We start from the raw sequence: 13,378 nt of genomic DNA on the forward strand, positions 1-13,378 counted from the left end.
AAAACCCAAAAAGCTTTCCCTTTCCTGACACTACAACAGGAATGGGGAAAGCTTTTTTAGGATAAGTACTCTTTTTCGAACGTGCTAGATCAAAATGGAAACGGGTTCAGCCATTGACCTCCATCCATCGTGATGCATTCTCCATTAATATAGGCAGCCTTTTCAGAGGCGAGGAAAAAGGCAAGTCCTGCAATTTCTTCCGGTGTACCCAGACGTTTTAAGGGTACACTGTCAATGGTCCTTTTGGCAGCTTCTTCCGAGATCCAAAGCTTCTCCGCTCCTCCGGTACGTTCGATCGGTCCCGGTGCAATCGCATTCGTACGGATGCCATACTTATGGCCCCACTCGACGGCCAGGGTTCTTGTCAATGATAAAACCCCGGCTTTTGCCGCTGCCGAATGAGCGACACCCGCTCCGGCATTCCAAGCATATGTTGCCACCATATTGATGATGGATCCCTTTTGATCATGTTCGATCCAATAGTTTCCAACCGCATGTGAACATAAGAATGTTCCATTCAACACGATGTCAATGACGGACTTCCACCCATTTGGAGTGAGCTTTTCTACAGGGCAAATGAAGTTTCCGGCTGCATTATTGATCAAAACATCGATTTTGCCGAATTTTTCTGCCGTAAATTCGACCATGGCCTTAACATGTTCCTGTTCCCTAACGTCCATTTGAAATACTTCAATTTTCCCTTTGAGAGAAGAGAACTCCTCCTTCACCGATTGAAGTCTCTCCTCATTCCTCCCCGTGACAACGACACTTGCCCCAGTTTCTACGAAGTGCTTTGCCATATACTTCCCCATACCATTCGAACCGCCTGTTACGATGACAACTTGCTCTTTTCCCATATGTAACTCCCCCTAATAATGAATGAATAATCACTCATATTTTATCATATAACCATACTCTACAACCATGTTTAGCGCAAAAAAAGACTGATTTTTAAGAAAACATCTTTTCCTTAAAAATCAGTCTGCCGTGCTATCCATCCGGATTATTCACGATGAGTTCATGTAACTGGGCAAGTGCCTTAATAATTGTTTTATTTCGCTTATATCCTTTTGCTTCAACTGAAACATCATTATATGAAACAACTACCTGACCTAAAGATCGAGGAGATTTAAAGCCGTATACATACACTCTTATCGTTCCTCTTTCGGTAGGGAGAAAGAGGACTTCCATACGTTTTGTCTTTTTCATAATCCCTCTCCTTCATAAAGCATTAGGAACCGTGATTCAATGGGAAAGGGAGTCTTCCCTTATCCTTCTATGAACCTATTACTCTCCTCACTTTAAAATAAGTCATAGGAATTACTCTGTCAAACATTTGAGGGTGTACTCTGTATTACATGAGGACGAATTGCTGCTGCTCAATTTCTTTTGGTCCGATCGGTTTACTAAAAAAGTAACCTTGAGCCTTCTGACAATTTGCCTTCTTCAAAAAGTCGACTTGACCCTCTCGCTCCACTCCCTCTGCTATCACTTCCAGACCCAGACTGTGGGCAAGATGGATGATGGTTGTCGTGATGGCTGAGTCCTTATGATTCATCCCGATCTCCTTCACAAACGATTGGTCGATCTTTAATACGTCGATGGGAAATCGTTTTAAGTAATGTAGGGAAGAGTAACCCGTACCAAAGTCGTCCACAGATATAAACACTCCAAGATCTTTTAGTTTCTTCAGCATTTTCAAGGTTTGCTGAGTATCCTGCATAGCTCCTTCCGTAATTTCAATTTCTATGCAACAAGCCGGGATACTATACGTTGATAAATAAAAATCGATTGTTTCCACCAATTGCTCCTGGAGAAATTGCTTCGGGGAGATGTTGATGGCAACCCGCACGGACCTGTATCCCTTGCTCCTCCACTTTTGCAACTGGATACAAACCTGCTCCAACACCCATTCACCGATTTGATGAATCAGTCCTGTTTCTTCTGCAAGCGGAATGAACTGGGCAGGTGACACGAACCCAAATTTACGATTATTCCAGCGGATCAATGCCTCGAAGCTGTCTATGGCTCCAGTCGATAAATTGACTTGGGGCTGATAATGGACATACAATTCGCCTTTTTCTATCGCTTTTCTCAAATGGGACTCCATAATGATATAGTTTGGGAAACTCGATTTCATATGGATTTGGTAAAAACGATAATGCGCCCTTCCTTTTTCTTTCACCTCAAACAGAGCCTGTGCGGCTTTTTGAATGAGGGAATTGGAATCATAGCCGTCTGCAGGATAACAACTGATACCAATGGAAGGAGATATATAAAATTCCTGATGATCGATTGTAAAAGGGTCGATAAATAATGCCAGGATTTCTTCTGCTTTTGTCTTTGTCATTTCAAAGCTGCTATTTTTCAAGAGGAAGATAAATTCATCTCCACCCTGCCTGTACAGTAAGCAATCCTCATTGGTGAGAGTGATCAGGCGCTCTGTGATCCTTTTTAGAAAACGGTCGCCTCCCTTTAAGCCCAGCGTGTCATTTACAAATTTGAACCGGTCCAAATCCAGGTATAAAAGGGAAAGTTCTACTCCCCTTTCTTCCATGTTGTGAATGATCAAAGGGATATGATCATCCAGTGCCTTCCTGTTCCATATGCCCGTCAGTTGATCATGAAGGGCCATATAATGGATCATCTCACTTTGTTCATAGTGCTTGGTGATATCTTTCACGATGATATAGCACCCGTCACACTTTTGATCTACCACGATGGGGACCATTTTCAATTGTGTGATTCTTTCTTCCTCCTTTTCATTCACAAGAAGACAGAAATCAATGGAAGACGGAGCCCCCGAAAACGCTTGGAAAAGAGCATCACCCAATACCTTGCGATTCTGAGCCTTCATTAGATCAAAAATATTCATGTTGACGAGTGCCTCTTTTGAATACCCTGAGAGCAGATACCCTGCTCTATTTGAATCCTTAATGACTCCTTCTGAGTCCAAAATAAAAATCGCATCCAGATTATGTTCTATGATGGATTTGTATCGTTCCTTGGCTTTCTTCAATTTCATCTTTTCTTCAATTGAAGATGTAATATCCCGTGTAATGGACACGACATACTCTGCTTGTCCACTTTCATTCATGATTGGTGTCAGAATGGACTCATTCACTACATGATTTCCATTCATTGCTTGAAATGTGTCCTGATAGGTGATGCTCTCACCCGTCTCCACCAGTTCGGTATATCTCTTCTGTAAGTCGAGTGCTATATCCAAAGGCATCACATCCTCCAGTAAGCGCCCCATATCCTGCTGTTGGATGGATGTGTACCTTTTAGCTGACTCATTGACATAGGCGTACCTGAATATGTTTCCTTCTTCTACCTTCATAATGAAGATCATATCGTGGATATAGTCTAAAATTAACTCCTTCAAGACGGTATCGAGGTTCTTCTTTTCTTGACTGATGATGGTATCGTCTGTCCATTTCATGGATTCGTCATCCTTTTATGCTGATGTTTTTATCTGTATCATATATCCGGATTCCATTCTACTAGTTCAGCCGTGTTTTTCCTACATTCCTGTAGGAATATTCATACTATTTCAGAAAGTGATCGTTGTATCCCCTTCATAAGCCCATTATATCCGGGACAGGCGCGCAGGTTGATCATGAACCATAGAATAATTAGAGAGAGGAGGTTTTCTTTAATTATGTATCAATATGCATATTATCCACATCGAAACTATTCGCCTTACAGAGGGGGCGATCAGCGTTTCTTTCCATTCTTTGGATTACCATTCTTAGCAGGAGGTTTAGCAGGATTGGCCATCAGTCCATTGCTTTTCAACAGACCATGCTACGGTCCTGCATGCTACCCGCCTTATCCGCCTTACGGAGGGTATCCTTATCCCGGCGGCTATCCACAACCCTATGGAGTTAACAGTTTTCAAGCTTCACCGAATAACTTTACTGAGAATATTAATATATACCCCGGACGATAATCAAAAGGCTCGCCTAACCCTATATTGTTTAGGTAGAGCCTTTCTTGTACTGCCTCTCCGTTCTCCCCATCGCTCCTCATTTTATCTTTACCAATAAACTCCCCTCGGTACCCTTTCCAATCATAGGGAAAGGGGGTATAATAGAGAAGAATACACTAGAAAGGAGCCAATAACTTGAGAAACACTAGTAAATCCACCCCTTCTTCCACATCTGTCATTACCCTCTCTCAAGCTATTTTCACTGTGAATCGCCATGCGAAAACAGCAGGTAACCCAAAATACTTATATTCATTAAAAAAACGAGCGTTAATGAAAATGATCAGGGAAGGAAAGGCCAAAAAAGTGGGACTTCACTTCTCTAAAAATCCAAAGAACAGTCAGCAACAATCTGATGTCTTGATTGATTGCGGAGAATATACGTTCCATCTCCCTCCTGCAAAGGAAGATTTCAAAGAGCTTCCACATTTGGGGTCACTCGATCAAAGCCTGCGAAACCCGAAATGTAAAATGGGATTACAACAGGCAAAAGGAATTTTAGAACAGTATACCGGAATGTCAGATCATACCGATCAGATTCGAAAACCGGGAAAAAATCAATACCAAAAACCTGTATTTAAAAAATTGGGCGACAGCTTCTTTTAATACCCACTGATTTTAGTACGGTAACGCATATATCCTCTAAAGGGTTTTGACCATCGTCAGAACCCTTTTTTAGTGGAATTACAAAATGTACTGATCGATCTTTAAAACAAGCTCAGCGATTTCCGGTTTGCTGACCTGGTCTTCAGCCCCCACCATCTCGCCTTTATGCTTTAAATCATTAGTGATAAGAGATGAAAATATGATGACCGGGAGGGTATTGAGCTTTGGATGATTTTTGATTCTTTTGGTCAAATGATGCCCATCCATCTGTGGCATTTCAATGTCCGTCAGTACAAGTTGTACGCTTTCTTTCACGTCCTGATTACCATCCACAATGGCTTCTAAATAATGAAAGGCATCGGCTCCGTTTTCAAAGAACTCTACCTCCTCATATCCAGCTTCTCTCAATGTGTCGTTCAGCAGCTTCCGAAGTAATGGGGAATCCTCAGCTGCAATAATTCTCTTGTTCCTTCTCTCTCTTGGACCTAGTTTTTTCACTTGATCAACGCGGATTCCTGTTTCAGGATTAATCTCGAGCATGATGCTCTCAAAATCCAAAAGAAGAATCATGCTTTCTTCCCGCTTAATGACCCCGATGATCCCTGAATGGACTCCTGAATACATTTCTGAAGGTTTCTCGATTTGATTCCAGGAAATGCGATGGATTTGAGTGACGTTATGGACATGAAAGATGACCTTCTGCTGATTGAATTCAGCTACAATGTATTTTGATTTCGTTGTTTCTTCTTCTTCCGTTCCAAGTACCCTGGCCATGTCTACGACCGGCAGTACTTCCCCTCTTAATTGAACAAGTCCCTTCACATGTGGGTGTGCGTGGGGGATCGGTGTCACCGCAGTCGGCTGGATGATTTCTTTCACTTTAATGACATTAATTCCAAATTTATTGTTTTGAACCTCGAATTCAACGATTTCAAGTTCATTTGTACCGCTTTCGAGAAGTATTCCGTTTGATTGATTCAATGATTTTCGTCCTTCCATACATTATTGCCCTCCCTACTTATATCGAACAAACCAGGAACTTCTTTACACGTGGCAGGAAAAATAACTGATTAGTAATGGATTCCTAATCCATACTAAGAACAGGAGGTGTTTTTATGACGGATCGTAGGGGTTATGATGGCAGGGGCCTGCCTGATTTTGATGATATTACTGATCATATTCTGCCTGCACAGAATAATTTTCCTTTGATTGCTCTCGGGAAGAATGCAGATGGCAAGGATGAAGCGGATGAACTTTCGTATATTGAAGGGCAAAAGGGCAGGAATCAGGCAGAGAACGATTCCCGTGCCTAAGTGGATCAGCACAATAGAAAAAGCGATTGAATGGGAGTCCATCAATCGCTTTTCCTTCCTACACCCCTCGCTTGTTCCCCCATACCAATGTATGGAGCTGCGGGAGCACACGAACGTTATTTAAATCTTTTCTTTCACACACTTTATCTATGAGTGTTTCATAATCCAACAGCAAATCCGTCACCAGCTTGGCCGTGTCACCTTCTGCAACGGCAGGATTGCCCGTTTGGATATAAAATGGTACACCGGGATAACGCTGATGGATGCGTGTGGCATATTCTAAATCAAGATCATCAAATACCACCACTTTTAAACTGAACTGTGAACGATTTTCACTTAATCGATGAACAATTTCATCAAGTTTCTCAAAGTCCGTCACCATACCTGAGCTTGGCGGCTTCGGAGATATCGTCAAATCACTGATATCATAGAACCAATCCTGCCACCTGCTTCCCTGTGTTTCAAGGGCTGAATCAATACCATTTTCCTTTAGGATATCAATAAGTTCCTTCAAGCTGGCAAGTAGAGCAGGATTCCCACCTGAAATTGTTACATGGGAAAATCTATCTCCCCCTATTTCAAGCAATTTATGCCAAATATCTTCTGCCGTCATGAGCATGATATCCTCTTTGGCGGATCCGTCCCATGTAAAGGCTGAGTCACACCAGGCACAGCTGTAATCACATCCTGCAGTCCTGACGAACATCGTTTTTTGGCCGATGACCATCCCTTCCCCTTGAATGGTTGGACCGAATACTTCCAGAACGGGAATTTTCTTCATGAGCGTTTCCTCTTTGGTCTGTATATACAATAGCTGGTAGGGGTTTCCCTTAAGAACACTTGAAGACACTTTGGTCGGTGGGGAAGCGTGTCTAAATGATCCTGGATGATTTCCCACATGACTTTGGCCACTACTTCCGTCGTTGGGAATTCCGTCCCTCTCTCTGAAGAAAATCGTTCATCCTCATTGATCATCGTATGATCAAATCGTTTATGGATCAGTTTTTTTATGTGTTGGAAATTAATGAGGAATCCTGAATCATCGAGTTGATCACCACCAATCGTAATGTTGGCAAAGTACGTATGACCATGAACCTCCTGACAGCTTCCTGCCTCCACATGCGGAATGTAATGAGCAGCAGCAAAATGCATATCTTTGTTTAACTCATATTCATAGGGATGATCGGGAACAGGATAAATCTGTTGAATCATGATCCCTCTCCTCCTTTTTTACCAATAACATATTCTTCCAATCCTCTTTGTCTCAGTTCACAAGCAGGACATTCCCCACAACCGCTCCCTTTCAAACCGTTATAACATGTAAGGGTATTTTCCTGAATATACTGAAACGCCCCTAAATCGTCGGCCATTTCCCACGTTTGGGCTTTATTGATCCACATAAGGGGGGTATGAATGACAAACTGCTCATCCATAGAAAGATTCAGGGATACATTCAATGATTTTACAAAGATATCCCTGCAGTCCGGATAACCGCTGAAATCCGTTTCACAAACACCCGTCACAATATGTTTCGCACCGATTTGCTTGGCTAAAATGCCTGCAAATGATAAGAATAATAAATTCCTTCCAGGAACAAAGGTGGATGGTAATTCCCCCTCGTGATGCGTAATTTCTTCATCTGTTCTTGTAAGTGCACTTGGGGCCAGTTGATTTAACAAACTCATATCTAGAATATGGTGAGGTACATCCAAATCCTCAGCAATCACCTTAGCACAGTCAAGTTCTGCAACATGTCTCTGTCCATAGTTGAACGTTACTGCTTCTACTTCATTAAATGCTTTCTTTGCCCAAAACAAACACGTTGTACTATCTTGACCTCCGCTGAATACGACTAACGCTTTCTCTGTGTTCATAAAAGGTTCTCCTTTCTCTTCTACAGGCTTCTGCCATGAAAAGAAGAAAGAGATTCTGTCAGACTCTATAATATAGGCTTTCGCTTGCCACTAACAAAAAAATAACGACACCTAAGGATGCCGTTTTCCTTAGTTTTTTATAGAGGGTTGTGCTAGAACCTCTCGGGTATCAAAATATAGACCCAATTCTTCTTCTATTGTCCTCAACCAATATAACGTTTTTTCACAAAAAAATCTACATTTCACTGACAAATTCTTCGAAAATAACTGAAATATCAAGTCCATGACTATTTTAAACGAAGGAACCTTCTCCTCTTCCTTCTCTTTTTCGAACCGAAACGCAGCCAGCCTATTTTCAAAAAGGCCCCAAACATGATCAGTGCTATGATTCCCATCACTCCCAGGACGATGAAATAACCATTGGGCTCATCAAGTTCAGGCATGTTGACAAAGTTCATCCCATATAAACCTGCAATAAAGGTAAGGGGCATGAAAATCGTCGTGATGACCGTCAACGTCATCATGATGTTGTTCATTTTATCGGAATTGATCGATAAATAATTATCACGTATATCCGATGAGAATTCACGATAAGATTCAAGCATTTCCACAAGCTTTATTAAATGATCATAGACGTCATTGAAGTATAGCTGCTCTTCCTTCAGGGCATTCAGTCTGCCCGAATTACTGATGCGATACAATAGATCCCTCATCGGCACCAGGGTGCGACGGAGCTTTGACATGTCATGTCGGATATCAAATAACTCATCCATCAGGTCACTGTCGGCTTCATCATTCGTATTGTCCTCAATCGTATTGAGGCGGTCTTCTATCTTATACACAAGGGGGAAGTAATCATCCACGAGGCGATCAACGATTCTATGCATGATCTTAAACGGGCTGAGCTCGCCCCCTTCTTCTTTCATCTCTTCCCATATTTGATTTATTTGACTGACAGGTTCTTTATGGAACGTCACGATAAATCTTGAATTCACAAACATATTCACCTCTTGTGAATCAAGGGTTCTTGAATTGATTCCGTGCAAGAGCACAAATATGTATTGATCATAAAAATCGAGCTTGGGACGTTGACTGAAATCATCCAGACAATCCTCGATCGCAAGGGGATGAAATCGAAAGTACAATTTAAGCAATCTGATGTCCTTGCTTGAAGGCTCAGAGAAATCCACCCAGTACCATTTTACATCTTTTTCCTTAATTCTTGATAAGGGAACATCACTTTGAATTTCCCCGTTTTCCATGATTATACTTGTTCGAATCATATGGCTCATCCTAACTGACTTTTTTCATTTTTTACCCTTTCCCTTTTTCTCCTCCATCCAAACAAAACCACTGCGTAACCGTTCAATTTAATGGTAAAATATGAATCAAACATTTAAAGTAGGTGTACATATTGGAACAGCATATTAACCCCAGGGTCAGGGACATACAAATTTCTGGTATTCGACGGTTTTTCAACATGGTGTCAGACATCGACGATATGATTTCCCTTACAATCGGTCAACCTGACTTCCCTACCCCTCAACATATTAAAGAAGCAGGAAAAGCGGCCATTGATGGAGACTTCACGTCTTATACCCACAATGCGGGGTATATCGAATTACGTGAAGCGGCTGCTTCATTCGTCAAAGAAAAATACCATGTAGAATATGATCCTGCAACAGAAGTCATTGTCACAAATGGAGCGTCCCAGGGAATCGATGTGATTCTGCGGACGATCCTTTGCCAGGGTGACGACTGCCTTCTTCCTGGGCCCGTATATCCCGGGTATGAACCCATCATCAAACTATGTGGTGCCAATCCGGTCCATATCGATATTACCCAAAATGAGTTTAAATTAGATGCAGCATTGATCGAGGCGAGCCTGACCCCTTCAACCAAATGCATCATCCTCCCTTACCCATCGAATCCAACAGGGGTAAGCTTATCAAAGGAAGAATTGAAAGAAATTGCCCAATTACTCAAGAGCCGGGACATTTTTGTATTGGCTGATGAAATATACAGCGAACTTACCTTTGATGGTTCACACCATTCCATAGCAGAGTATTTAAGAGAGCAAACGATCATCGTGAATGGATTATCAAAGTCACATAGTATGACAGGTTGGAGGATTGGCCTGATCTTCGCTCCTGAAGCCATTTCGAAGCATCTTTTGAAGGTGCACCAATATAATGTGTCCTGTGCTTCCTCCATCTCCCAAAAAGCGGCTTATGAAGCTTTGACAGCTGGAAAAGACGATGCTCTGGATATGAAGGAAGAGTATAAGAAACGAAGGGATTATGTATACGACAGACTTGTTGATATGGGATTTGAGGGAATCGTCAAGCCCCACGGAGCCTTTTACTTTTTCGTGAAAATACCGGATAGCATACTGTTAAGCTCATTCGATTTCTCCCTGACCCTGGCTCAGGAGAAAAAGGTGGCTGTCGTCCCTGGTGATGCCTTTTCCCCTCTCGGAGAAGGATATTTCCGTCTTTCTTACGCCTGTTCCATGGATCAACTGACAGAAGGTCTCGACCGCCTTCAATCCTTCATCCAATCCTAATGAGAGGGACGGACCTTGATGTAAGGTCCGTCCCTCTTTATCATTATCCTTTATATTCACCATTGTTTTTGGATGCTTTTTCTTTTTTCGCTTTGTCGCTGTGGATTTTATTTGTTGCCGCGCTCCCTATTTCATGGGCGAATTCAGCATTGATCTTTGAAGAATCAAAGCCTTTTTTGTTTTTTTGTTGAGGATCATTCTTCTTAGTCCTTTTTGCCATCGTTGATTTCCCCCTATATTGAAATGCTGATTCACTCGAAAGATCAGCTTATATGTATTATTCATCTTCTCCTTTAGTCCTATTCAATGGAAAAGATCAAAAAAAAGAACTAACACAGTTACCTGAGTTAGTTCAATAAAAAAAGGAAAAGGGGGTGTTAGTGAGAAATTAATCTCCAATTTCATGCTTAATAATAGAATACCCGCTTTTAAAGATGCTAAACCATCTTTCTACTTTTTTTTATAAAAAATTTTCATTGATCGAAACACCGCTCCACTGAACTAAACTCGCCCCTTTATGGCCGTACAAGCACCCCAGCCATCGAAAAAAGTTATTTTAGTAAAACACTTTAAAAAAGCGCTTTCATACAGTATAATAAACAAGTGAATTCGGGTAATGTAGGTTGAACATGACTATTGTATAATCCCCCTTAAATAAAAGAAAAAGGGATTGAAAGAACCAAGCGCTCCTTCAATCCACAAGAAAGGGGGAAATGAGAATAAAAAGGCCCAAAGGGTGTGTGCCTTATTCTTCATAGATATATTACCCTCATTTCCACCATATAAACCTATATTTATTCCATTGATGTCGCTTTTTTCACTGCAGAAATGACCGCATCATTGGTGTCTAATTGTAATGCCCGTTCAGCCAGTTCTTTCATTTCAGCACGGTTCAACTGACGGATTTGAGAACGCGCCTTTAAAATGGATGTTGCACTCATTGAGAACTCATCCAAACCTAATCCAAGTAAGATCGGTACGGCAATCTCATCTCCAGCCATTTCTCCACACATACCTGCCCATTTTCCTTCCTTATGAGCCGCATCGATGACCATTTTCACAAGACGTAAAATGGCAGGGTTATACGGTTGATACAAGTAGGAAACGCGCTCGTTCATGCGGTCGGCAGCCATTGTGTACTGAATCAGGTCGTTTGTCCCGATCGAAAAGAAATCAACTTCCTTCGCAAATACATCCGCCATGACAGCAGTTGAAGGAATTTCAACCATGATTCCCACTTCAATGTGATCAGCTACCGTTGTCCCATTTTCAAGAAGGGCTTTTTTCTCTTCTTCCAGGATCGCTTTCGCTTCTCTGAACTCTTGAAGATTCGAAATCATCGGGAACATGATTTTCAAGTTTCCAGATGGACTTGCCTTCAATAACGCTCTAAGCTGTGTACGGAAGATATCCTGTTCGTCTAAACAAAGACGGATCGCACGATACCCAAGGAAAGGGTTCATTTCTTTCGGCAGATTTAAGTAAGGAAGCTCTTTATCCCCACCGATGTCAAGGGTACGGACCACAACAGGTTTCCCTTCCATTCCTTCTAAAACAGCCTTATATGCTTCGTATTGCTCATCTTCGGATGGTAATTCGTCACGACCCATGTATAGGAATTCTGTACGATACAGTCCTACACCTTCTCCACCGTGATTCTTCACCCCTTCAAGATCCTTAGGTGTCCCGATATTGGCAGCAAGTTCAACATGCTCCCCATCTTTGGATACCGTCGGTTCGTTCACGAGTTTCGCCCATTCTGCCTTTTGTTCTTCATAACGGGCATATTCTTTCTTGTACTCTTCGATGACTTCCGGAGTCGGATTAATATGTACTTCTCCATTTAATCCGTCAACGATGATCATATCACCATTTTCAACAGAGGAAGTAATGGATTTCGTCCCCACTACAGCCGGGATCTCCATTGAACGGGCCATAATGGCCGAATGTGATGTTCTTCCACCGATGTCCGTTGTGAACCCTTTAACGAATTCACGGTTTAATTGTGCCGTATCAGAAGGAGTTAAATCCTCTGCAATCACAATCACTTCTTCTGTTACCATGCTTGGGTTTGCAATCTGCACGCCCAATAGGTGTGAAAGGACACGTTTCGTCACGTCACGGATATCCGCCGCACGTTCCTTCATATACTCGTTATCCATGGATTCAAACATGGATACGAACATATCCGCTGTTTCTTTAAGGGCGGATTCAGCGTTTACATTTTCTGATTTTACTTTGTCTTCGATAGGTGTCAGTAGTTCTGGATCGCTTAAAACAAGAAGATGCGCTTCAAAGATTTGAGCTTTGTCTTCCCCTAAATCAACTCTCGCTTTATCACGGATCGCTTCAAGCTCTGATTTAGATGTGGCAATGGCATCCTGGAAGCGTGAAACTTCCTGTTCAGCATTGTCTACGCTTTTCTTCTCAAAGCTCAGGTCAGGTTCGACCAGGCGATACGCTTTCGCTATGGCAATACCATTTGATGCCGCAATTCCTTTTAAGAGACTGGACATTACTCAGCTAAACCTTCTTTGTTCAATGTTTCCTGTAAGCTGTTTAACGCTTCATCTTCGTCACTACCTTCAGTAATGATTGTAATTTCTGCACCTTTACCAACACCTAAAGACATAACACCCATGATTGATTTTAAGTTTACTTTCTTTTCTTTGTATTCTAGATGTACATCGCTGTCGAATTTGCTTGCCGTTTGAACCAGTAGAGTTGCCGGACGAGCATGAATTCCTGTTTCAGCTGTAACTGTAAATGTTTTTTGTGCCATGTGAATCGACTCCTTCAATTATCTTGTTTTTAGTTGCTTCATAAAAGTAATGGATTATAAAGAAAACGTCAACTATTTCTAGTGATTAATCCAATATTCCTATAAAGCTGTTCAATAAAAAAGAATAGCATGCAATGAGCATATACACAATTGTAAAGCTTGATTTTTTTAGTATTTCATAAATTTGCCACTGTTATGAACCTAATTATGTAAAAATTGATGATTTATTGTAAACCCCAAAGGGAA

General features: G+C 41.6%; 14 protein-coding genes, 1 pseudogene and 1 riboswitch. Of the genes and pseudogenes, 4 read left to right on the forward strand and 11 right to left on the reverse strand.

The window, feature by feature from the left end; all coding sequences use genetic code 11:
* Positions 1-89 precede the first annotated feature (89 nt).
* The 3 genes from fadH to ATG71_RS18485 all read right to left on the reverse strand — a co-directional run bounded on the left by fadH (position 90) and on the right by ATG71_RS18485 (position 3,445).
* A complete protein-coding gene (gene fadH, locus ATG71_RS18475) occupies positions 90-857 on the reverse strand; it encodes a 2,4-dienoyl-CoA reductase (RefSeq protein WP_098440923.1) in 768 nt (255 codons plus the stop codon).
* 133 nt (positions 858-990) lie between these two features.
* Positions 991-1,209 (reverse strand): hypothetical protein, encoded by a 219-nt coding sequence (locus tag ATG71_RS18480; RefSeq protein ID WP_098440924.1) that lies wholly within the window; start codon positions 1,207-1,209, stop codon positions 991-993.
* A 145-nt stretch (positions 1,210-1,354) separates the two neighbouring features.
* Complete coding sequence (locus ATG71_RS18485; RefSeq protein WP_098440925.1) at positions 1,355-3,445, reverse strand: sensor domain-containing protein; 2,091 nt, start codon at positions 3,443-3,445, stop codon at positions 1,355-1,357.
* Positions 3,446-3,664: 219 nt separating this feature from the next.
* Between ATG71_RS18485 and ATG71_RS23165 the strand changes: the two are divergent.
* Both ATG71_RS23165 and ATG71_RS18495 read left to right on the forward strand, forming a co-directional pair.
* Positions 3,665-3,886 (forward strand): annotated as a pseudogene (locus tag ATG71_RS23165) (hypothetical protein); the annotation flags it as partial.
* Between the two features lie 243 nt (positions 3,887-4,129).
* Positions 4,130-4,597 carry a YkyB family protein gene (locus tag ATG71_RS18495; RefSeq protein WP_098440926.1) on the forward strand — a complete coding sequence of 156 codons (468 nt, stop codon included), beginning with the start codon at positions 4,130-4,132 and terminating at the stop codon, positions 4,595-4,597.
* Between the two features lie 78 nt (positions 4,598-4,675).
* Here the strand turns inward: ATG71_RS18495 and ATG71_RS18500 are convergent, their stop codons facing one another.
* Positions 4,676-5,596 carry a chemotaxis protein gene (locus tag ATG71_RS18500; RefSeq protein WP_098440927.1) on the reverse strand — a complete coding sequence of 307 codons (921 nt, stop codon included), beginning with the start codon at positions 5,594-5,596 and terminating at the stop codon, positions 4,676-4,678.
* A gap of 116 nt (positions 5,597-5,712) precedes the next feature.
* Between ATG71_RS18500 and ATG71_RS18505 the strand changes: the two genes are divergently transcribed.
* Entirely contained in the window at positions 5,713-5,910 is a 198-nt protein-coding gene (locus ATG71_RS18505) for a hypothetical protein (protein ID WP_098440928.1), read from the forward strand.
* A gap of 58 nt (positions 5,911-5,968) precedes the next feature.
* On the opposite strand, the gene queE is transcribed toward ATG71_RS18505, so the two are convergent.
* The 4 genes from queE to corA all read right to left on the reverse strand — a co-directional run bounded on the left by queE (position 5,969) and on the right by corA (position 9,067).
* Positions 5,969-6,691 (reverse strand): 7-carboxy-7-deazaguanine synthase QueE, encoded by a 723-nt coding sequence (gene queE / locus ATG71_RS18510; protein WP_098440929.1) that lies wholly within the window; start codon positions 6,689-6,691, stop codon positions 5,969-5,971.
* The gene (gene queD / locus ATG71_RS18515) at positions 6,688-7,122 is read right to left on the reverse strand and encodes a 6-carboxytetrahydropterin synthase QueD (RefSeq protein WP_098440930.1); all 435 of its coding nucleotides are present in this window, start codon (positions 7,120-7,122) and stop codon (positions 6,688-6,690) included. Before queD ends, queE begins: the two co-directional genes overlap by 4 nt.
* Positions 7,119-7,784 (reverse strand): 7-cyano-7-deazaguanine synthase QueC, encoded by a 666-nt coding sequence (queC, locus tag ATG71_RS18520; RefSeq protein WP_098440931.1) that lies wholly within the window; start codon positions 7,782-7,784, stop codon positions 7,119-7,121. Before queC ends, queD begins: the two co-directional genes overlap by 4 nt.
* A 123-nt stretch (positions 7,785-7,907) precedes the next feature.
* Positions 7,908-7,952: riboswitch (PreQ1 riboswitch) on the reverse strand.
* A 119-nt stretch (positions 7,953-8,071) separates the two neighbouring features.
* Positions 8,072-9,067 carry a magnesium/cobalt transporter CorA gene (corA, locus tag ATG71_RS18525; protein ID WP_179886577.1) on the reverse strand — a complete coding sequence of 332 codons (996 nt, stop codon included), beginning with the start codon at positions 9,065-9,067 and terminating at the stop codon, positions 8,072-8,074.
* A 131-nt stretch (positions 9,068-9,198) separates the two neighbouring features.
* Here corA and ATG71_RS18530 point away from each other — a divergent pair, with 131 nt between their 5' ends.
* Positions 9,199-10,350 carry an aminotransferase A gene (locus ATG71_RS18530; protein WP_098440933.1) on the forward strand — a complete coding sequence of 384 codons (1,152 nt, stop codon included), beginning with the start codon at positions 9,199-9,201 and terminating at the stop codon, positions 10,348-10,350.
* A 43-nt stretch (positions 10,351-10,393) separates the two neighbouring features.
* Here ATG71_RS18530 and ATG71_RS23470 read toward each other — a convergent pair whose 3' ends face one another.
* The 3 genes from ATG71_RS23470 to ATG71_RS18540 form a co-directional block, all read right to left on the reverse strand.
* Positions 10,394-10,570 carry a hypothetical protein gene (locus ATG71_RS23470; RefSeq protein ID WP_179886578.1) on the reverse strand — a complete coding sequence of 59 codons (177 nt, stop codon included), beginning with the start codon at positions 10,568-10,570 and terminating at the stop codon, positions 10,394-10,396.
* 574 nt (positions 10,571-11,144) lie between these two features.
* On the reverse strand, positions 11,145-12,866 hold the full coding sequence (gene ptsP, locus ATG71_RS18535) for a phosphoenolpyruvate--protein phosphotransferase (protein ID WP_098440934.1): 1,722 nt from the start codon (positions 12,864-12,866) through the stop codon (positions 11,145-11,147).
* Positions 12,866-13,132 carry a phosphocarrier protein HPr gene (locus ATG71_RS18540; RefSeq protein WP_098440935.1) on the reverse strand — a complete coding sequence of 89 codons (267 nt, stop codon included), beginning with the start codon at positions 13,130-13,132 and terminating at the stop codon, positions 12,866-12,868. Before ATG71_RS18540 ends, ptsP begins: the two co-directional genes overlap by 1 nt.
* Positions 13,133-13,378 lie beyond the last annotated feature (246 nt).

The organism is Bacillus sp. es.034, from assembly GCF_002563655.1.
GTDB lineage: Bacteria > Bacillota > Bacilli > Bacillales > Bacillaceae_B > Rossellomorea.

Excerpts from the sequence above, each read along its gene's own strand:
- ATG71_RS18485 (WP_098440925.1), bottom strand. The coding sequence starts at position 3,445 with ATGAAATGGACAGACGATACCATCATCAGTCAAGAAAAGAAGAACCTC.
- queD (WP_098440930.1), bottom strand. The coding sequence starts at position 7,122 with ATGATTCAACAGATTTATCCTGTTCCCGATCATCCCTATGAATATGAG.
- ATG71_RS23470 (WP_179886578.1), bottom strand. The coding sequence starts at position 10,570 with ATGGCAAAAAGGACTAAGAAGAATGATCCTCAACAAAAAAACAAAAAA.
- ptsP (WP_098440934.1), bottom strand. The coding sequence starts at position 12,866 with ATGTCCAGTCTCTTAAAAGGAATTGCGGCATCAAATGGTATTGCCATA.
- ATG71_RS18500 (WP_098440927.1), bottom strand. The coding sequence starts at position 5,596 with ATGGAAGGACGAAAATCATTGAATCAATCAAACGGAATACTTCTCGAA.
- queE (WP_098440929.1), bottom strand. The coding sequence starts at position 6,691 with ATGAAGAAAATTCCCGTTCTGGAAGTATTCGGTCCAACCATTCAAGGG.
- ATG71_RS18505 (WP_098440928.1), top strand. The coding sequence starts at position 5,713 with ATGACGGATCGTAGGGGTTATGATGGCAGGGGCCTGCCTGATTTTGAT.
- corA (WP_179886577.1), bottom strand. The coding sequence starts at position 9,067 with ATGATTCGAACAAGTATAATCATGGAAAACGGGGAAATTCAAAGTGAT.
- ATG71_RS18540 (WP_098440935.1), bottom strand. The coding sequence starts at position 13,132 with ATGGCACAAAAAACATTTACAGTTACAGCTGAAACAGGAATTCATGCT.
- ATG71_RS18480 (WP_098440924.1), bottom strand. The coding sequence starts at position 1,209 with ATGAAAAAGACAAAACGTATGGAAGTCCTCTTTCTCCCTACCGAAAGA.
- fadH (WP_098440923.1), bottom strand. The coding sequence starts at position 857 with ATGGGAAAAGAGCAAGTTGTCATCGTAACAGGCGGTTCGAATGGTATG.
- queC (WP_098440931.1), bottom strand. The coding sequence starts at position 7,784 with ATGAACACAGAGAAAGCGTTAGTCGTATTCAGCGGAGGTCAAGATAGT.